The organism is Hydrogenophaga sp. ANAO-22, assembly GCF_042466645.1.
In the GTDB taxonomy this organism is placed as follows: Bacteria; Pseudomonadota; Gammaproteobacteria; order Burkholderiales; family Burkholderiaceae_C; genus Hydrogenophaga.
Window position 1 is genome coordinate 959,781 of record NZ_CP159956.1, and the last position, 18,944, is coordinate 978,724.

Sequence of the window (18,944 nt, forward strand, 5' to 3'; positions counted from 1 at the left end):
TGGTTCGCGGCATGCAAGCCGACTCAAGAATCCAACTGCTGCTGAGCCAGCTTAACACGGTGATCGTGGGCAAATCGCAGCAGGTCTCGGACTGCGTGGCCTGCCTGCTGGCCGGCGGGCACCTGCTGATCGAGGACGTGCCCGGGGTCGGCAAGACCACCCTGGCGCACGCGCTGGCGCGCTCCTTCGGCCTGCAGTTCTCGCGCGTGCAGTTCACCGCCGACCTGATGCCCAGCGACCTCGTGGGCGTGTCCATCTACGAACGCGGCCGCGAGGACTTCGTATTCCACCCCGGCCCGGTCTTCGCCCAGGTGCTGCTGGCCGACGAGATCAACCGCGCCAGCCCCAAGACCCAGAGCGCGCTGCTCGAAGCCATGGAAGAAAAGCAGGTCACGGTCGAAGGCGAGACGCGCGCCCTGCCCGAGCCCTTCTTCGTGATCGCCACGCAGAACCCACACGACCAGCTCGGCACCTACGCCCTGCCCGAATCGCAACTGGACCGCTTTCACATGCGCCTGTCGATCGGCTACCCCGACCGCGCGGCCGAGCGCGAGCTGCTGCGCGGCCAGGACCGGCGCGACATGCTCGAACGCCTGCCCCCCGCGCTCACGCCGGCCGACCTCGCCAGCCTGCAGCACACCGTGAGCCAGGTGCACACCGCCGAACCGGTGCTCGAATACCTGCAGGACATCGTCGCCGCCACGCGCAGCGGGCGCTGGTTCGCCCAAGGGCTGTCGCCGCGCGCCGCGCTGGCGGTGGTGCGCTCGGCCAAGGCCCAGGCCTACCTGAGCGGGCGCGACTACGTGGCGCCCGACGACATCGCCGCCATCCTGCCGCAGACGGCGGCTCACCGCCTCACGCCCGTGCGCGACGCGGGGCGCGGCCCTGTCGAACAGGTCCGGGCCATGCTGGACGCTGTGCCCTTGCCGTGAAGCGCCCCCCGGTTCGCGCCCGCATCCAGGCCTGGTGGCACAGCCGCCTGCCGCGCCGCGACACCCTCACACTGACCCAGCGCAACGTCTATATCCTGCCCACGCGAGCGGGCTGGATGCTCGCGCTCACGCTGCTGCTGCTGCTCGTGGCCAGCATCAACTACCAGCTCAACCTGGGCTACCTGCTCACCTTCCTGCTCGCGGGCAGCGCGGTGGTGGGCATGCACGTGTGCCACGGCAACCTGCGCGGCACCACCCTGCACCTGAACCCACCCGACCCGGTGCACGCCGGCCAGGCCGCCGCGCTGGACATCCGCCTCACCAGCGAACGCCCTCGCATCCGCTACGGCCTGGGCCTGGGTGTGATCGGCGCCGACCTGGCGCACGCCCCCCTGGCCTGGACGGACGTGCCCGCGCAGGGCAGCACCACGCTGCAGGTGGCCTGGCCGGTGCCCGGGCGCGGCCTGCATGCGCTGCCGGCCCTCACCGCGCTCACGCTGTTCCCGCTGGGCACCTTCCGCGTGTGGACGGTGTGGCGCCCGGCCGCCCCCGTGCTGGTCTACCCCGAGCCCGAAAGCCACCCGCCGCCGCTGCCGCCGGGCGAACCCCAGGCCGGCAGTTCGGGCAGCGCGCGCGTGCAGAGCACGGGCGAATTCGACGGCGTGCGCGCCTACCGCCGGGGCGACCCCATCAAGGCCGTGGTGTGGAAGAAGGCCGCCCAGGCCTTCGCGGCCGGGCGCGACGAACTCGTGAGCCGCGACGCGCTCTCCACCCAGCGCCAGCAGCTCTGGCTGGACCACGCGCAGTGCGGCCCCAGTGAACTGGAAGCACGCCTCTCGCGCCTGACGGCCTGGGTGCTGATGGCCGACCGCCTGGGGCTGGACTACGGCCTGCGCGTGCCCGGCCGCGAGATCGCGCCCGACCAGGGCCCGGCGCACCGCGCGCGCTGCCTGGAGGCGCTGGCGCTGTGCTGAACAAGACCCTCTCCGCCCTGCCGCGTGAGACCCGCGACACACTGTTCCTGCTCGCCGTGGTCGGCTGGGTGGTCGCCATGCAGGTCGCCCACATCCCCTGGTGGTGCAGCGCGCTCACGGCGGGTGTGCTGGTGTGGCGCGCCACCCTCGCGCTGCGCGGCCTGCCGCTGCCCGGCTGGCCCTGGCGGCTGGGGCTGCTGGCCCTCACGCTCGCGGCCACCTGGGCCACCCACCGCACGCTCCTGGGCCAGGACGCGGGCGTCACGCTCGTCGTGGTGCTGCTCTCGCTCAAGACGCTGGAGATGCGCGCGCGGCGCGACGCCTTCGTGGTGTTCTTCCTGGCCTTCTTCACGCTGCTCACGCACTTCTTCTACTCGCAGTCGCTGCTCACGGCAGCGGGCATCCTGATCGCGCTGCTGGGCCTGCTCACCGCGCTGGTGAACGCCCACATGCCGGTGGGGCGGCCCTCGCTGGCGCAGGCCGCGCGCATCGCCTTGGGCATGGCGGCCCTGGGCGCGCCCATCATGCTGGTGCTGTTCCTGCTGTTCCCGCGCCTCTCGCCTTTGTGGGGCGTGCCCGCCGACGACCGGGGACGCAGCGGCCTGTCCAGCACGATGCGCGTGGGCCAGATCGCCGAACTGGTGCTGGACGACAGCATCGCCCTGCGCCTGCGCTTCGAGGGATCTCCACCGCCGCAAAGCCAGCTGTACTTCCGCGGCCCCGTGCTCAGCGCCTTCGATGGCGTGGAATGGCGCCCCGCGCGCGCCGAATTCCCGGCGCGCCAGGCCTTGGCAAGCGAGCTCACGGTCTCGGGCGAACCTGTGCGCTACGAAGTGACCATGGAGCCGCACCGCCGGCCCTGGCTGTTCCTGCTGGAAGCCGCCACGCAGGCGCCCGAACTGCCCGACGTGCGCGTGCGCATGACCAGCGAACTGCAATGGCTCACGGACCGTCCCATGGGCAGCCTGGTGCGTTTCAGCGCCGTGAGCCACACCACGTTTCGCCACGGCCCGCTGGCCCCCACGCCCGCCCTGCAGGAACAGGTGGCGCTGCCGCCCGGCTACAACCCGCGCACGCTCGAACTCGCACAGCAGCTGCGCCGCGAACACGGCAGAGGGCCCGACGCCACACCCCGGCTCGTGGCGGCGGTGCTGGAGCGCCTGCGCACCGGCGGCTACCTCTACACGCTCGAGCCCGGCGTGTACGGCCAGCACACCGCCGACGAATTCTGGTTCGACCGCCGCCAGGGCTTCTGCGAACACATCGCCAGCAGCTTCGTCATCCTCATGCGCGCGCTCGACATTCCCGCGCGCATCGTCACCGGCTACCAGGGCGGCGAGATGAACAGCGTCGACGGCTACTGGACCGTGCGCCAGCGCGACGCCCACGCCTGGGCCGAGGTCTGGCAGGCCGGCCAGGGCTGGGTGCGCGTGGACCCCACCGCGGCGGTCGCGCCCGGGCGCGTCGGCTCGCTGCAGCGGCTGAGCGCGCCCGAAGGCGCCATCGCCGGCGCCATCCGCAACCTCAACCCCAACATCGCCGCCCAGCTGCGCGCGGCCTGGGAGGCGATGAACAACAGCTGGAACCAGTGGGTGCTGAACTACACCCAGGGCCGCCAGCTCGACCTGCTCAAGAACCTGGGCTTTCGCTCGCCCAGCTGGGCGGACCTGGCCTACGTGCTGATCGGCGTGGTGGTGCTGGTGAGCCTGATCGGCGCGGCCTGGACACTGTGGGAGCGCCAGCAGCACGACCCCTGGCTGCGCCTGCTGCAGCGCGCCCGCGCGCGCCTCAAGGCGCAAGGCCTGGACAGCAGCGACCGCACGCCCCCGCGCGAACTCGCCCATCGCGTGCAACAGCACTGGGGCGCCTCGGACGCGGCGCGGCGCGTTGCACAATGGCTGCTGCAACTCGAAGCCCAGCGGTACGGCCGCCCGGGCGCCGCCGACACTCCCACCCTCGCCACGCTGCAAACCGAATTCCGGCAGCTGGCATGGCCCCGAAAAGACCCCCGTTGAACGCCCTCGCCTGTCTCCTCTCCTCGTCCGCCCTGGCCTTGTGCCTGAGCGCCAGCGCCCTGGCCCAGTCGCCCGCGAAAGCGCGCCCGGCCAGCCCGGCCAAGGCCCCCGCCTACAGCTACGCGCAAAGCGCGGCCGCCATGGCCTTCGCCACCGACCTCGCCGAGCGCCGCAACCTCGACCCGGCCTGGGTGCGCCAGCAAATCGGCGCGGCCCAGCGCATCCCCACCGTCATCCGCCTCATGCAGCCCGCGCCCAGCGGCGTGCCCAAGAACTGGGCCGCCTACCGCGCGCGCTTCATCGAGCCCGTGCGCCTGCGCGCCGGCCAGCGCTTCTGGGAAGCCAACCGCGAAACGCTGGCGCGCGCCGAGACCGAGTTCGGCGTGCCCGCCAGCCTCATCGTCGGCGTGATCGGCGTGGAGACGCTGTACGGCCAGCACACCGGCAATTTCCGCGTCATCGACGCGCTCACCACCCTGGCCTTCGACTTCCCGGCCAGCCACCCGCGCGCCGCCGCGCGCACCGAGTTCTTCCGCAGCGAACTCGAACAGTTCCTCAGCCTCACCGAGCGCACCGCCACCGACCCGCTGACGTACCTCGGCAGCTACGCCGGCGCCATGGGCTGGCCGCAGTTCATGCCCAGCAGCTGGGTGAAGTACGCGATCGACTTCGACGCCGACGGCAAGGTCGACCTCTTCAACAGCCAGGCCGACGTCATCGGCTCCGTCGCCAACTACTTCAAGGCCTTCGGCTGGCAGCCCGGCATGCCCACGCACTACCCGGTGCGCTTCGACCCGAACCAGAGCAGGGAAGATTTCGAGACCCTGCTCGCGCCCGACATCCTGCCCAGCTTCGGCGTGCAGAGCTTCACCGCCAAGGGCGCGGTGCTCGAAGGCTCTGCGCTGCAGCACCCCGGCCAGCTTGCGCTGGTGGAGCTGCAGAACGCCGGCGCGCCGTCCAGCTACATCGCCGGCACCGAGAACTTCTACGTGGTCACGCGCTACAACTGGAGCAGCTACTACGCGCTGGCGGTGATCGAGCTGGGCGAGGCGGTGAAAGCGCTGGTCGGCGAGCGCTGAGGCTTCATCAAACCCGAGGCGGGTCTGTCTCGCGCTCGGGATGGCGGTGCCTGGCCATGGCCGCGATGAAGGTTTCCACATCGCCACCCTGCACCACGCCCGGATCGGCTTGGCCCGAAGGCAATGTGGCGGACGCGCCCGCCGCTTCCAGCAGCGTGACGGACGCGGGCAGCACCAGGATGGCCTTGCAGTGCCGGTACTGGTCCTTGATGAATTCCATCGTGTGGCCATCGAGCGAGAGCGCGCGAACCCCCTCGTCCCCGTCGGGCAGCACCAGCGCATCGAACAGGAAACCGGGTTCGTTCTCCAGCGAGGCATCGGCCTCGATGGCGACACCGTCCGCGGTCTTCACCGGGCCGATGCGTGGCGCCACGAAGCGGGGCGCCGCCCCCTGCGCGAACAGCATCGCATGCACGTCGACCGCGCTCTGGCCGTTCACGCCATCGGCCACCAGCAGCGCCACCTTGCGGCCCTTGATCGAGCCATCTCCCGGGCGCGCGAGCAGCGACAGCGGGGGCGAGCGGCTGACCTCGGGCTTGGGCGGGTTGTCCAGCGCGCGCGGCATGGGCGCAGGCAGCCGCGCCATGCCCAGGCCTTCGGCCACCTGCGCGGCCAGCGCCTCCGAGGCGTTGCGCAGCGAGGCCACCATGCGCTCGCGGATCGCGGGCACCGTGACCTTGGACAGCTCGAAACGGAAGGCCGCCGCGATGTGGGCCTGCTCGACCGGGCTCTGGCTTTCGAAGAACAGCGTGGCCTGCGTGTAGTGGTCGGCGAACTTCTCTGGCTTGGCGCGCACCTTGCCTTGCTCTTCCTTGGCGTGGATGCGCGCCGGTACCGACACGAAGCCTTGCGCGGCACCGGCCTGGAAGGGACAGCCACCGCCCAGTGAATTCGGTTCGTAGCTCACCCGCCCGCGGTGGATGGCCTGGCGGTGCATGCCGTCGCGCTGGTTGTTGTGCACCGGCGCCAGCGGCGAGTTGATCGGGATCTCGTGGAAGTTGGGCCCGCCCAGGCGGCTGATCTGGGTGTCCACGTACGAGTGGATGCGGCCCGCGAGCAACGGGTCGTTCGAGAAGTCGAGGCCGGGCACGATGTGCGCCGCGCAGAAGGCCACCTGCTCGGTCTCGGCGAAGAAGTTGTCGGGGTTGCGGTTGAGCACCATGCGGCCCACCGGGCGCACCGGCACCAGCTCCTCGGGCACGATCTTGGTCGGGTCCAGCACGTCGAAGCTGAAGCCATCGGCCTGCTCCTCGGTGAAGATCTGCAGGCCCAGCTCCCACTCGGGGAAGGCACCCGCCTCGATGCGTTCCCACAGGTCGCGACGGTGGTAGTCGGGGTCGGCGCCGGAAATCTTGACGGCCTCGTCCCAGACCAGCGAGTGCGTGCCGCAGACCGGGTTCCAGTGGAACTTCACGAACACCGAGTCGCCTTCGGCATTGACCATGCGGAAGGTGTGCACGCCAAAGCCCTGCATGGTGGCGTAGCTGCGCGGAATGCCGCGATCGGACATGGCCCACATCAGCATGTGGGTGGACTCGGGCATCAGGGACACGAAGTCCCAGAAGGTGTCGTGCGCGCTGGCCGCCTGCGGCATCTGGTGGTGCGGCTCGGGTTTCACGGCGTGCACCAGGTCCGGGAACTTCATCGCGTCCTGGATGAAGAAGACCGGCATGTTGTTGCCCACCAGGTCCCAGTTGCCTTCGTCGGTGTAGAACTTCACCGCGAAGCCGCGCACGTCGCGGGCGGTGTCCTTGGACCCTCGCTCGCCCTGCACGGTGGAGAAGCGCACGAACACCGGCGTGACCTTGCCGGCTTCCTTGAAGGGCGCGGCCTTGGTGATGTCGGTCAACGCGTCGTAACACTCGAAGAAGCCGTGCGCGCCCGAACCGCGTGCGTGCACGATGCGTTCGGGAATGCGCTCGTGGTCGAAGTGCGTGATCTTCTCGCGCAGGATGAAATCTTCCAGCAGCGCTGGACCGCGCACGCCGTACTTCAGCGAGTTCTGGTTGTCCGCGATGGGCACGCCCTGGTTGGTCGTGAGCACCTGGCCCGACGAGTCCACGCGCACCCGGTCCAGCGATTCGATGGCCCAGTTGATCCCCTCGGCCGCGACGCTGCCGGTCTTGTCCGAGTGGTTCTCCTCCGACAGGGTGCTGCCCGTGGGCAGACGAGAGGGCGGCTCCACCGTGACCCCGGGCTGCACCGCCAGCCCGTTGTCGAAACCGTGTTCGCCGGCCTTGTTGGCGTTGAACGGCATGCCCTCGGCCAGCTGCTCGGTCTGGGCCGCTTTGTCCGCCGAGGGCGATGGACCAGCGGACACGGGAGGGGATTTTTTTGCCATGGTGGAGCTCCAGAAATGCGGGGAAGGGAAGGCGGTACCGTCAGGCCAATTCCATGCCCATCAGGGCGTCCTTGCGGGCTTGCAACTCCTCACGCATCGCCACCAGGTCCAGCCCGCGCGCGGCCCGCGCCTTGGGAAAGATCTGGTTGCGCTCTTCCTTGACGTGGTGGTCGATGTACTCGCCGAGCACCTTGACCTTGGCGTCGAACATCTCGTCGGCTTCTTCCATGGCTTCGATCTGGGCGATCAGATCCTTGGCACCCGCGTGCTCCACCTCGGCTTCGGCCAGGATGTCGGTCTCTTTCAAGGCTTCCCGCAGCGCGGGGTAGAAGATTTCTTCCTCCACGGTGGCGTGCACCGTGAGCTCCTGGCAGATCTGGTGCGCCAGTTCCAGCTTCTTCTGTGCGACGCCGCGCGCTTTGGAGCCGGCAAGCTCTTCGTAGGTCTTGAACAACTTCTTGACCGCCTTGTGGTCGGTGTCCAACAGGGTGCATGCGTCTGCTTCGGTTCGGGTGATGGCCATGGAGGGCTCCTGGTGTCGGTGTGGGGACGGGAATGTTGTTGTGATGAAGAAACAAAGCCCCACCTTGCCCCGGATGGGACAGGGTGGGCGCCTTGCGTCAGCGCTCAGGAAGCGTTGTTGTCGCCCGGACGGCGGGTGTTGTCGTCCTGCTCGCGGGCACCGGGACGGGAGCCGTCCTGCTGCTGGGACGGGTTGACTTCCTTGCGGCCTTGCTGGTCGGAGCCGCCGGGGTTGCTCTGCTCGCGCTGCCCTGCCGGGTTGCTCTGGCCACCTTGCTGGCCGGGCCGCTGGCCCTGGTTCTGGCCCTGTTGGTTCTGGCCCTGTTGGCCCTGTTGGCCTTGCTGCTGGTTCTGGCCTTGCTGGCCCTGCTGTTGACCTTGCCGGTCCTGGTTGTCCGATGCCATGTCGTTGCTCCTGCATGTGTTGAAAAGGATTGCGGCGACCACGGTGGATCGGACGCAAGGCCTTTGGGCAAGGCACGTGCCCGCATCGCGTCAACAGGCGTGCCGGCGCGGCTCACCCGCGGTTCCGTGTCATCCGCCGTCGTCTTCCTTCACGGCACCCGAGGACGCCTTCAACACGCTGATGCCTCCATCGGCCTCCAGAAACGCGTACTTCATGTCCTTCAGGTCGCAATCGGCCTCGCGCAAGGCCCGTTCCACGTCCCGCCTCGGGATGTGCTGTCGTCGCAGGATCTGATCGAAGAAGCGGCCGTCCCGCCCGATGAGCACCGGCGCGCCTTCGGCCAGGCTCTGCAGCCCCGGACCGCGGGCGATCACCACCGCCACCACCACGTTGAGGCCGATCAGTGTCGCGGCCGCGAGCAGCCCGCCGGTCACCGACTCCTCGCCCCCACTGAGCCCGGCCGAGACCGACTCGCTCAACAGCATCACGACCAGCAGGTCGAACGGCGTGAACTGGCCGACCGTGCGCTTGCCGGAGAGGCGCATCAAGACCAGCAGCACCGCATAGACAATCGCGGCCCTTGCGGGCAACTCCCACCAGGGCGTCGACAGTGCAAACATGGGTACCTCACCTCACTCGATGCGACAGCACGGATCGGAGCAATCGACGCGCCCGCCACCCGCCACCCGCCACCCGCGGCTCACGGGCCGGGCGGGATGGGGCCCCGCGCGCTTGCGGCAAATTTTGCGGATCCGCGCTGGCCGCAGCGCTTTTTACCGCCCGGGGCTGTGTGCCATGGCGAACAGTCGGATCGGCCGCAGACAGGCACCATCACGCGCACCAACCGTCCGGAGAACCATGGATTTGCTCGACCTCATGCAATGGCCCGCCATGCTGGTGACGCTGCTGGCGTCCTGGCTGGTGGCCTCGCGCAGCGCCGGGCGGCGCCATGCCGGCTTCTGGCTGTTCCTGGCCAGCAACGCCCTGTGGGTCGCCTGGGGTTGGCATGCGAGCGCCTACGCGCTCATCGCCCTGCAGATCGGGCTGGCCGGCATGAACATCCGCGGCGCCCTGAAAACGGAAAGCCCGTCGTGATGCCACCGCGGCCGGGGGCGCGGCCCGCCAGCGAATGGCTACGCCTGCAGCACCTTGGCCAGCGCCTCGGCCGAAACGGGCTTGGTGAAGTGGTAGTCCACCAACGAAAACACTTCGGCCGCCAGCTCGTCGTCATGGTCCGAGCCGGTCACCGCGATGAGCACCAGGTTGTCGCCGCATTGCTGGCGCAGCGCACGGACCAGTTCCAGGCCGTCCATGTCCGGCATGTGCACGTCGAGCATGACGCACAGCGGCAGCGAATGTCCCACCACCTCGAGCGCCTCCTGGCCGCTGTACGCCGCCCTCGCGCGATGCCCCATGAGGGTCATCAGCGTGGTCAACGAGTCCGCGGCATCCCGCGAGTCGTCGACGATCAATATGTCCAGGTCCTGGTTTGTCATGGCTGTTGTGCCTGTGGTGACCCGACGGGCCCGCTCGCGCGACAGCATAATGCCTTTCGCCGGACGTTCGCACGCGCGGGCCGATGTGCCGGCGTCCACCCCCTCCTGCCCGGCCCGGGCCAGCGTCGTTCTTGAATGGAGTCGTCCATGGAAGCTGCGAGCCCGGAACCCCCTCCATTTCTATCCGGTGGCGGAGAGCTCGCCCGGCTCATCGCCCGGTTCGACTGGGCATCGACCGGGCTCGGCCCGATCGACCAATGGCACGACCACGTGAAAGCGGCCACGGCCTTGATGCTGCGTTCCCAGGTGCCCATCGTCATGCTCTGGGGCGAGCGGGGGTTCATGGTCTACAACGACGCCTACTCCCACTTCTCGGGTCTTCGCCACCCTCAGTTGCTGGGCTCGGAGGTGCGCAAGGGATGGCCTGAAGTGGCGGACTTCAACGATCAGGTCATGACGGTGTGCCTGGCCGGCGGCCACCTGCGGTTCGAAGACCAGGAGTTGATCCTGCACCGCCACAACCGCGCCGAGCAGGTCTGGATGAACCTGGACTACTCGCCGCTGCTCGACCTGAGCGGCCAGCCCGTGGGCGTGATGGCCATCGTGGTCGAAACCACCGCCAAGGTGCAAGCCCTTCGCAAGGTGCACAGCGAACGGGAGCGGATGGCGCAGCTGTTCCAGCAAGCCCCGTCGTTCATGACCATGCTGCGGGGAAGCTCGCATGTCATCGAATTGGTCAACCCCAACTACCTCAAGCTGGTGGGCCACCGCGACGTGATCGGCAAGACGGTGGCGCAGGCGCTGCCCGACGCGGTGGAACAGGGGTACCTCCAGCTGCTGGACGAGGTGTATGCCAGCGGGCAGGCGCATTCGGCGCGGGGCGCCCGGTACGCGGCGCAGGCCGAACCCGGCGGCCCGGTCAACACACGCTATCTCGACTTCGTGTTCCAGCCCCTGAGGAACGAGGCCGGCGAGGTCGACGGGATCTTCGTGGAAGGGATCGATGTCACGGACCGGGTGCAGGCCGAAATGAAGCGGGACTGCCTGACGGTGCTGGGGGATCGTTTGGCGGCCCTGTCAACGCCGGTGGAGCTCGCGCACGCGGCCTCCGAAATCCTTGGCGAGGCACTCAAGGCCAGCCGCGTGGGATACGGCAGCATCGACAACGCCACGGAGACACTGACGGTCGATCGCGACTGGGCCGCGCCCGGCGTGGACAGCCTGGCCGGCACGACGCGGCTGCGCGACTACGGCGCCTTCATCGACAGCCTCAAGCTGGGCGAGTTCATTGCCATCGCCGACGTGCGCCTCGATGCGCGCACCGCCTTCGCGGCCGAGGCCCTCGAATCCAAATCCGCGCGCTCGTTCGTCAACGTGCCCATCATGGAAAACGGTCAGCTGGCCGCCGTGTTCTTCGTGAACTGCGACCGGGTTCGGGAATGGGAGGCAGAGGAACTCTCCCTGATCCGCGAAGTGGGCCAGCGCACCCGCGTGTCGGTGGAGCGCGCCCGAGGGCACATCGCCTTGCAGGAAAGTGAAGCCCGCCTCAGGGAGGCGAACGAGACACTGGAGCAGAAGGTCGAGCAACGCACCGCCGAATTGATGGAGATCGAGTCCCACTTCCGCCAGGCGCAGAAGATGGAGGCCATCGGCCAGCTCACGGGCGGCCTGGCGCACGACTTCAACAACCTGCTCGGCACCATCAGCAACAGCCTGCAGATCCTGAAGATGCGGCTGACACAGGGCACGACGGATGGGCTGGAGCGCTACATCGGCATGAGCGAGGATTCCATCCGCCGCGCCGCCGCGCTTACCCACCGGCTGCTGGCGTTCTCGCGCCGCCAGACGCTCGATCCCAAACCCATCGACGCCAACCGACTGGTGCAGGGCATGGAGGACATGATCCGCCGCACCATGGGGCCCTTGATCGACATCGAGGTGGTCGGCGCCGGCGGCCTGTGGTTCACCAAGGCCGATGCGTCCCAGCTCGAGAACTCACTGCTGAACCTCTGCATCAATGCGCGCGATGCCATGCCCGAGGGAGGCCGTCTGACCATCGAGACGGCGAACAAGTGGCTGGACGAGCGCGCCGCCGGGGAGCGCAGCCTGCCGCGCGGGCAATACGTGTCGCTGTGCGTGACGGACACGGGCACGGGCATGCCCGCCGACGTCATCGAGCGCATCTTCGACCCTTTCTACACCACCAAGCCCCTGGGCATGGGAACCGGCATGGGCTTGTCCATGGTCTACGGTTTCGTGCGCCAGTCCGGCGGGCAGGTGCGGGTGTACTCCGAAGTGGGCATGGGCACGACGATGTGCCTCTACCTGCCCCGCTACCTCGGCCCCGGTGTTGACGAGGAGGAAGCGCCACGGCCCGCGCCCATGCAGGCGGGCGATGGCGAAACCATCCTGGTGGTCGAGGACGAATGGGGCATCCGCGTCACGATCGAGGAGGTGCTGACCGACTCGGGTTACCACGTGCTCACGGCCGACACGGGCCCCGCGGCCATGAAGATTCTGGACAGCGAGGCGCGCATCGACCTGCTCATCACCGACGTCGGCTTGCCCGGGGGCATGAACGGCCGTCAGGTGGCCGACGCGGCCCGCATCCAGCGAACGGGCCTGAAGGTGCTGTTCATCACCGGCTATGCCGACAACGCCGCGGTCGGCAATGGGCACCTCGACCCGGGCATGGCCGTGTTGACCAAGCCCTTCGAGATCTCGGGGCTGTCCAGCCGGGTCAAGGCCCTGCTGAGCCCGTGACGCGGGCGGGGAGGCCGGCGCGCACGAAGTCCACCAGCTCGGCCAGTGCGCCCTCCGTCGGCGTTCGCCACAGCAGGTGGGTCTGCAGGCAGGCGTCGTCGTGCGCCAGCGGAACCGCCACGATGCTGGCCGGCAGCTTGCCCACGATGCCGCCGCCGTAGAGCGCCACGTGGGTGCTGCGCGCCACCGACTCCAGCAGGATCGGTGTGTCGTCGGGCTCGTACACCACCCGGGGCTTGAAGGCGTGGCGCTCGAACAGCGCAAACAGCAGTTCGCGGAAGGTGCCCCAGCGGCCCGGCGATCCGATGATCAGGCCCTCGTCCCGCAGGTCCTGCAAGTGCAGCTTGCGCTTGCGCGCCAGCGGATGACCCACGCGGCACAAGGCCACGATGGGCTGCGAGTCCACCAGCACCCGGTCCAGTGAAGGCGACGGCGCCAGCGACGCCGGCAGCAGCAGGAAGGCCGCGTCCAGATCGCCCGCGACGATCTCGGCGAACAGGCGCTCGGACGGCGCCTGCAACAGGTTGAGCTCCACATCGGGGAAACCCACGCCAAAGCTGAACAGCAGTTCCGGCATGGCGCTGTTGGCGGCCTGGGCCGAGTAGCCGATCAGCAGCTTGCGCTTGCTCGAACTGCCGGCCAGGCGGCGCGATTCGCGCACGGCCTGGTGCAGGCCGTCGAACACCGCATCGAGCTGCCCGAGCAGATGGGCGGCGGCCGGGGTCAGCTCCATCGACCGCGTCGTGCGCACGAAGAGCGGGAAGCCCAGCTCTTCCTCCAGCAACTTGATGGAACGGCTGAGCGCGGGCTGCGCGATGCGCAGCGCTTCGGCCGACTTGCGGAAGTTCAGCGTGGCGCTGAGGTGGCGGAACTGCTGAAGCCGCCGCAGGCTGGGGTAGGTCTTCATTGATGCCGAAATTCTATCAATGAGGGATCAAATGGTATTGGACTGGGCCGGGGGCCAAAACTAGCATTCACGCCCACCAGATCCACCACACGAGTTCATGAAAGCCTCCGTTTCCCAGTTCAAGAGCGTGCGCGACATTGAGAGCAACTTGCGCACAATACGCAGCCACATCGCGACCGCCGCCGCCGGCGGCGCCCAGCTGATCTGCTTTCCCGAAGCCAGCATGGTCGCCTACGAGTCCTCGCGCGAAGAGCTGGTCGCTTTCGCCGGGCAACAGGCGGCCCGCTTCATCGAGGAGGTGAGCGCCAGCGCCAAGGCGCACGCGATCGACGTGTTCGTCGGCCTGTACGAGCCGCTCGATGGCCACCGCACGCGCAACACCTTCGTGCACCTGGGTGCCGATGGGCAACTCAAGGGCCGCTACGAAAAGCTGCACCTCTACGATGCGTTCAGCTTCAAGGAGTCCGACAAGAACCGGCACGGCCAGCTGCTGCCCTCGCACGACGAGGTGTATGTGGCCGACGTGGGCGGCGTGCGCTTTGCCATCCTCAACTGCTACGACCTGCGCTTCCCCGAAATCTCGCGCATCGCGGTGGACAAGGGCGCCGACGTGCTGCTCTACGGCGCGGGCTGGATCGCCGGCAGCCTGAAAGAGCTGCACTGGGAGACCCTGCTGCGCGCGCGCGCCATCGAGAACACCTGCTACGTGCTGGCCTCGTGCCAGCCGCCGCCCACTTCCGTGGGCATGAGCATGGGCATCGACCCCTCGGGCCTGGTGATCGGCGGCATCGCGGCCGCCGAGGGCGTCGTGACGGTCGACGTGCTGCCCGAGCGCCTGCGCGATGTGCGCAAGGACCTGCCCTGCCTCGAACACCGCCGCTACCAGATCGCCCTCAATTCCTCCGGAGACAACAACACATGAACAACCAGCAACCGCAATCCCAGAAAAAGGTGCTCTATTCGGCATCGCTCGGCCAGTTCGTCGAGTGGTACGACTTCGTGATCTACGCCTACTCGGCCACCATCATCGCCAAGCTGTTCTTCCCCACCACCGACCCGGCCACCGCCCTGCTCTCGGCCTTCGCGGTGTACGGCGTGGGCTTCGTCATGCGCCCGCTCGGCGGCTTCATCTTCGGCAGCCTGGGCGACCGCTTCGGCCGCAAGGCGGTGCTCTCCGCCATCATCCTGATGATGGGCGGCGCCACCGTCGGCATCGGCGTGCTGCCCACCTACGCGCAGATCGGCATCGCGGCGCCCATCCTGCTCGTGGTGCTGCGCCTGATCCAGGGTCTGTCGGCGTCGGGCGAGACCATCGGCTCCAACTCCTTCGTGGCCGAACACGCGCCACCGGGGCGCCGCGGCCTGCACGTGGCCTTCACCTACGCCTTCGCCAACCTGCCGCCCGTGGCGGCCGCGCTCATCATCCTCGCCGTGACCAGCCTGCTGGGCAGCGAGGTGTACGAGAGCTGGGGCTGGCGCATTCCCTTCCTGATCAGCGGCCCGCTCGCGCTGGTGGGCCTGTACATCCGCAATCGCGTCGATGAATCGCCGGCTTTCGAGGTGGCGCGCGCCAAGCAGGAAATCTCGACCACGCCAGTGTCGGACGCCATCCGCGACCAGAAGAAGGCCATGGGCTTCAGCTTCGCGCTGGCCGCGTTCTCCAGCCTCACCTTCTACACGCTCGCGGGCTACTTCGTGTCCTACCTCACCGTCACCGTGGGCATGAGCCGCAGCGACTCGCTGATCTCCAACGGCATCGCCATGACCGTCGCCTTCCTCACGATGATCGCGAGCGGCTTCGTGTCGGACAAGGTGGGGCGCAAACCGGTGATGGTGGTCAGCCTGCTGTTCAACGCCATCGTCTGCGTCCCGGCCTACATGCTGGCCGGCGAAGGCACGCTGTTCCACGCGGCGCTCGCGCAATCGCTGCTGGCCATCGGCATGGGCTCGTTCGCCGGCCCGCTGGGCATCACGCTGCTCGAGCTGTTCCCGACCAAGACGCGCTTCAGCGCATCGGCCATCAGCTACAACCTGGCGTACACCCTCTTCGGCGGCACCGCGCCCTTTGTCGGCACCTACCTGGTGCTGGCCACGCAGTCCAAACTGGCCCCGGCCGCCTACCTGGCCGCGGTGTCCGTCGTGGTGCTGTGCGTCACGCTCTTCCTGCCCGAGACTTACCGGCGCTCGCTGACGGACTAGCCTCCTCGATGCCCTGCGCCAGCAACTCGGTGGCGAACTCGATGTAGCCCCGCACCAGGGCATCGCTGCCCGGCCGCTCCTTGAAGAGCACCGCGAGCATGGGCTGGGCATCCATGAAGAAGGTGCACATGCCCAGAATGGCGACGTGCAGGTAGCGCGCGTCCAGTTCGCGCGCCGGCTTGTCGCCAGGGATGGGGTTGAGCACGAACTGCGTCAACGCCAGCCCCCGTTTCGCCACCGTGTTGAGGTCCCCCACCTCCATCTGGGCCTCTTCATCGGAGTAGATCTCCTTGAGCACCAGATTCATGAACTGCGGGTTGCGCTGCAGTGAATCGATCAGCATCTGCAGGCGCGTGCGGATGCGGTGGCGCAAGGGCCCCGGCTCGTCCAGCACGAGCCGACTGCGTTCCTGGATGTCGTCCAGCAGGCCCACCGCCGCGGCCCGCAGCAGGCCCTTCTTCGTGCCGAAGTAATAGCGGATCAGCGCCGGGTCCACCTTCGCGGCACTGGCCACCTCCACCACCGTCAGCGCCTCCGGCGCCTTGTGGCGCAACAGCGCGAGCGCCGCTTCGACGATCTTCTCCTTGCCCACGCCGCTGCTGGAAGCGGGCCGGCCCGCCGTGCGGCGCGGCTCCTTGCGCCGTCGACGGGGCGTGGGGGTGTCGTTGTCCTTCATCACGCCATTCTAGGAACACTTCGCGCGCGGCACGCCCCGCATCGAAGGCCGGCGGCATTAATTCCCATGAAAAGGAAATATCCACACTGCATGTAGGGATTGTCATTTCGGGTTGACAGGCGTTCCGCCAGGGTCTTAGCATCCGCTCAATTCCTATTTGTAGGAATTAAAAGAACTTCAACCCTCTGCTGAATGTCCCCCCACATGTCTGTCGTTGCGATCACCTTCAATCCCCATCTCCTCAGCGCCAGAACCGCCACGCGGTCCAAGGACGCCGGGAACGGCCTGATCTTTCAACCGGGCGAAGAGGACAACCTGCGATGGCAAAGCCGTCCCAGCGAACCGTCTGAGGAGGAACAGGCCCTGGCCGCGGCCATCGTGCAGATCTACGCCGACGACGGCCACTCGCCCGAGGCTTTCGCCGAAGCGCTCAACGCGAGAAACCTGCTGCAACCCGATGGCAGCGCATGGACGCCCGAGACCTTGTGCGCCGTGCTCGAACGCCTGGCGGTCTGACCCCCATCGATCCGAAGGAACACCTCATGAAATCCCACGACATCACCCGGCGCGAGCTGATGCTGGCCGGCATGGCCCTGGCCGCTCCCGCCGGCGCCTTCGCGCAATCGGCCCGCCCCACGCAGCTCATCGTCGGCTTCCCCGCGGGGGGAGGCATTGACCTGCTGGCGCGCCTGATGGCGAGCCAGCTGCGCGCGCACACCCCCGAGCCCGTGGTCGTCGACAACAAGGCGGGCGTGGCCGGCCGCCTGGCGCTGGAGCACATCAAGCGCGCGCCGGCCGACGGCAGCGCCTTGCTGCTCACGCCCGACTTTCCCCTCACGATCTTTCCGCACATCTACAAGAAGCTGGCCTACCAGCCGCTGCAGGACTTCACGGCCGTGGCCGCCTGCGCGCGCTCGGAGCTGGTGCTCAGCGTGGGACCCATGGTGCCGTCGAACGTCAACACCGTGCCCGAGCTCGTGAAATGGATGCAAGCCCACCCGGACAAGGCCGACTACGCCTCGTCGGGCCCCGGTGGGGTGTTGCACCTGCTGGGCGTGATGTTCAGCCAGGCCACGGGGGTGCAGATGACCCACGTGCCCTTCAGGGGCAGCGCGCCCGCGCTGCAGGCGCTGGTGGGTGGGCATGTGGCCGCGAGCTTCAACGCCGTGGGCGAAGCCCTGCCCTTCAAGGCCTCGGGTGGCCTGCGGCCCATCGCGACCTTCGGCGCCAAGCGCTCGCGCTACCTGCCCGAGACACCGTGCATGGTGGAGCTGGGTTATCCGAATGTGCAGGCCGACACCTGGCTGGGCGTGTTCGCGCCCCCTCGCCTGCCCCAGGCCCTGGTGGAGCAATGGCACACCCGGATCACCAGCGTCGTGAACTCCAGCGAGTACATCGCGAGCCTGGACAAGCTCTCGATGGAGCCGCTCACGCTCAAGCCCGCGGCGCTCGCCTCCCTCGTCAAGACCGACATCGAGCGCTGGGCGCCGGTCGTCAAGGCCTCCGGCTTCACCGCCGATGAATGAACACCCCCAACACCCCAGGAACATGGACGAAGCGACTTTGAAAACCGACGCCGCGCAGCGCGTGGAGCGCGGCCTGTTGAACTACTGGTACCCGGTGCTGCCGAGCTACCGCCTGGCGGGCACGCCCATCGGGATCACCCGCCTGTCCGAAGAGATCGTGCTGTGGCGCGACGACGAGGGCCAGGTCCGCGCGGTGGAAGACCGCTGCCCGCACCGCGGCGCGCGGCTGTCGCTGGGCTGGAACCTCGGCGACCGGGTGGCCTGCTGGTACCACGGCGTGGAGGTGGACGGCCAGGGCAAGGTGGTCGATGTGCCGGCCATGCAGAACTGCGTGCTCACCGGGCGGACCTGCCTGAAGTCCTACCCTGTGGTGGAAGCCCACGGCGCGATCTTCCTCTGGTTCGGCGATGGCAGCCTGGACGCGCCAGCCCCGTTCGAACTGCCCGAAGAGATGACCGCCGAGGACTACTCCGGCTTCCTCTGCATGCAGAACTGGAGGTGCAACCACCGTTACGCGATCGACAACGTCATGGACCCCATGCACGGCACCTACCTGCACTCGCAGTCCCATTCCATGGCCGAGGGCGACCGGCAGGCCGAAATGACGGTGCGGCCGACGGCCACCGGCCTGATCGTCGAAAAGGTGGGCCAGCGCGGCGTGAACTTCGACTGGGTCGAGTTCGGCGAGTCGGGCCTGATGTGGATGCGCCTGGCCGTGCCGTACAGCAAGCAGCATGGGGGTGGCCAGTTCATCATCGTGGGCTTCGTCACCCCGGTCGACGAGACCCATTGCCAGGTCTATTTCTGGCGCATCCGCAAGGCCTCCGGGTTCAACCGGCACGTCTGGCGCTTCCTCTACCGCAACCGGCTCGAAGGCCTGCACTGGGACGTGCTCGAGCAGGACCGCAAGGTGATCGAGAACCTGACCCGGTCCGCCCGCTCGCAGGAAACGCTGTACCAGCACGACATCGGCATCGTCCGGGTCCGCCGCCTGATGGAAAAGCGCGCCCAGGAACAGGTCGCGCAGCGCCTCGCCAGCGTGGCCTGACCCGCTCCTCCTCTTCCGTTCCCCCTCTGTCCGGGGACCCCTCGGGTCCCCCGGGCATCC

General features: G+C 68.3%; 18 protein-coding genes. 11 read left to right on the plus strand and 7 right to left on the minus strand.

The features are described from left to right. The first annotated feature begins 11 nt into the window (after positions 1 to 11). From ABSY19_RS04490 to mltB, 4 genes are read left to right on the plus strand one after another with little or no spacing between them, the layout of a single operon-like run. The gene (locus tag ABSY19_RS04490) at positions 12 to 932 is read left to right on the plus strand and encodes an AAA family ATPase (RefSeq protein WP_382159447.1); all 921 of its coding nucleotides are present in this window, start codon (positions 12 to 14) and stop codon (positions 930 to 932) included. Beyond that, entirely contained in the window at positions 929 to 1,906 is a 978-nt protein-coding gene (locus ABSY19_RS04495) for a DUF58 domain-containing protein (RefSeq protein WP_382159449.1), read from the plus strand. The genes ABSY19_RS04490 and ABSY19_RS04495 overlap by 4 nt, the downstream gene beginning before the upstream one ends. Next, complete coding sequence (locus ABSY19_RS04500) at positions 1,903 to 3,921, plus strand: transglutaminaseTgpA domain-containing protein (RefSeq protein ID WP_382163679.1); 2,019 nt, start codon at positions 1,903 to 1,905, stop codon at positions 3,919 to 3,921. Before ABSY19_RS04495 ends, ABSY19_RS04500 begins: the two co-directional genes overlap by 4 nt. After that, entirely contained in the window at positions 3,897 to 5,000 is a 1,104-nt protein-coding gene (mltB, locus tag ABSY19_RS04505; protein WP_382159451.1) for a lytic murein transglycosylase B, read from the plus strand. Before ABSY19_RS04500 ends, mltB begins: the two co-directional genes overlap by 25 nt. Positions 5,001 to 5,007: 7 nt before the next feature. On the opposite strand, the gene ABSY19_RS04510 is transcribed toward mltB, so the two are convergent. From ABSY19_RS04510 to ABSY19_RS04525, 4 genes are all read right to left on the minus strand, one after another. Further along, positions 5,008 to 7,341, minus strand: coding sequence for a catalase (locus ABSY19_RS04510; protein WP_382159453.1), 2,334 nt, complete (start codon positions 7,339 to 7,341; stop codon positions 5,008 to 5,010). A 40-nt stretch (positions 7,342 to 7,381) separates the two neighbouring features. Beyond that, the gene (locus ABSY19_RS04515; RefSeq protein WP_382159455.1) at positions 7,382 to 7,864 is read right to left on the minus strand and encodes a hemerythrin domain-containing protein; all 483 of its coding nucleotides are present in this window, start codon (positions 7,862 to 7,864) and stop codon (positions 7,382 to 7,384) included. Between the two features lie 104 nt (positions 7,865 to 7,968). Then, positions 7,969 to 8,268, minus strand: a complete 300-nt coding sequence (locus ABSY19_RS04520) for a hypothetical protein (RefSeq protein ID WP_382159457.1) — start codon at positions 8,266 to 8,268, stop codon at positions 7,969 to 7,971. A 129-nt stretch (positions 8,269 to 8,397) separates the two neighbouring features. Next, positions 8,398 to 8,889 carry a DUF421 domain-containing protein gene (locus ABSY19_RS04525; RefSeq protein WP_382159459.1) on the minus strand — a complete coding sequence of 164 codons (492 nt, stop codon included), beginning with the start codon at positions 8,887 to 8,889 and terminating at the stop codon, positions 8,398 to 8,400. Between the two features lie 238 nt (positions 8,890 to 9,127). Here ABSY19_RS04525 and ABSY19_RS04530 point away from each other — a divergent pair, with 238 nt between their 5' ends. Beyond that, the gene (locus ABSY19_RS04530) at positions 9,128 to 9,364 is read left to right on the plus strand and encodes a hypothetical protein (RefSeq protein ID WP_382159461.1); all 237 of its coding nucleotides are present in this window, start codon (positions 9,128 to 9,130) and stop codon (positions 9,362 to 9,364) included. 38 nt (positions 9,365 to 9,402) lie between these two features. On the opposite strand, the gene ABSY19_RS04535 is transcribed toward ABSY19_RS04530, so the two are convergent. Next, entirely contained in the window at positions 9,403 to 9,765 is a 363-nt protein-coding gene (locus tag ABSY19_RS04535; protein WP_382159463.1) for a response regulator, read from the minus strand. 147 nt (positions 9,766 to 9,912) lie between these two features. Here ABSY19_RS04535 and ABSY19_RS04540 point away from each other — a divergent pair, with 147 nt between their 5' ends. Next, a complete protein-coding gene (locus ABSY19_RS04540; protein ID WP_382159465.1) occupies positions 9,913 to 12,528 on the plus strand; it encodes an ATP-binding protein in 2,616 nt (871 codons plus the stop codon). Here ABSY19_RS04540 and ABSY19_RS04545 read toward each other — a convergent pair. Then, positions 12,506 to 13,435, minus strand: a complete 930-nt coding sequence (locus ABSY19_RS04545) for a LysR substrate-binding domain-containing protein (protein ID WP_382159467.1) — start codon at positions 13,433 to 13,435, stop codon at positions 12,506 to 12,508. The two genes, ABSY19_RS04540 and ABSY19_RS04545, sit on opposite strands and share 23 nt — an antisense overlap. Positions 13,436 to 13,532: 97 nt before the next feature. Here ABSY19_RS04545 and ABSY19_RS04550 point away from each other — a divergent pair, with 97 nt between their 5' ends. Both ABSY19_RS04550 and ABSY19_RS04555 read left to right on the plus strand, forming a co-directional pair. Beyond that, entirely contained in the window at positions 13,533 to 14,357 is an 825-nt protein-coding gene (locus ABSY19_RS04550) for a carbon-nitrogen hydrolase family protein (protein WP_382159469.1), read from the plus strand. Further along, complete coding sequence (locus tag ABSY19_RS04555; RefSeq protein WP_382159471.1) at positions 14,354 to 15,634, plus strand: MFS transporter; 1,281 nt, start codon at positions 14,354 to 14,356, stop codon at positions 15,632 to 15,634. The genes ABSY19_RS04550 and ABSY19_RS04555 overlap by 4 nt, the downstream gene beginning before the upstream one ends. Here the strand turns inward: ABSY19_RS04555 and ABSY19_RS04560 are convergent. Next, positions 15,588 to 16,310 carry a TetR family transcriptional regulator gene (locus ABSY19_RS04560; protein WP_382159473.1) on the minus strand — a complete coding sequence of 241 codons (723 nt, stop codon included), beginning with the start codon at positions 16,308 to 16,310 and terminating at the stop codon, positions 15,588 to 15,590. The genes ABSY19_RS04555 and ABSY19_RS04560 overlap by 47 nt on opposite strands. A gap of 204 nt (positions 16,311 to 16,514) precedes the next feature. Here ABSY19_RS04560 and ABSY19_RS04565 point away from each other — a divergent pair, with 204 nt between their 5' ends. Genes ABSY19_RS04565 through ABSY19_RS04575 form a run of 3 tightly spaced genes read left to right on the plus strand, consistent with a single transcriptional unit; the run spans position 16,515 to position 18,884 of the window. Further along, entirely contained in the window at positions 16,515 to 16,826 is a 312-nt protein-coding gene (locus ABSY19_RS04565) for a recombinase-like helix-turn-helix domain-containing protein (RefSeq protein WP_382159475.1), read from the plus strand. Between the two features lie 26 nt (positions 16,827 to 16,852). Continuing rightward, on the plus strand, positions 16,853 to 17,836 hold the full coding sequence (locus ABSY19_RS04570) for a Bug family tripartite tricarboxylate transporter substrate binding protein (protein ID WP_382159477.1): 984 nt from the start codon (positions 16,853 to 16,855) through the stop codon (positions 17,834 to 17,836). A gap of 22 nt (positions 17,837 to 17,858) precedes the next feature. Next, positions 17,859 to 18,884 (plus strand): Rieske 2Fe-2S domain-containing protein, encoded by a 1,026-nt coding sequence (locus ABSY19_RS04575; protein WP_382159480.1) that lies wholly within the window; start codon positions 17,859 to 17,861, stop codon positions 18,882 to 18,884. The last annotated feature ends 60 nt before the right edge of the window (positions 18,885 to 18,944 follow it).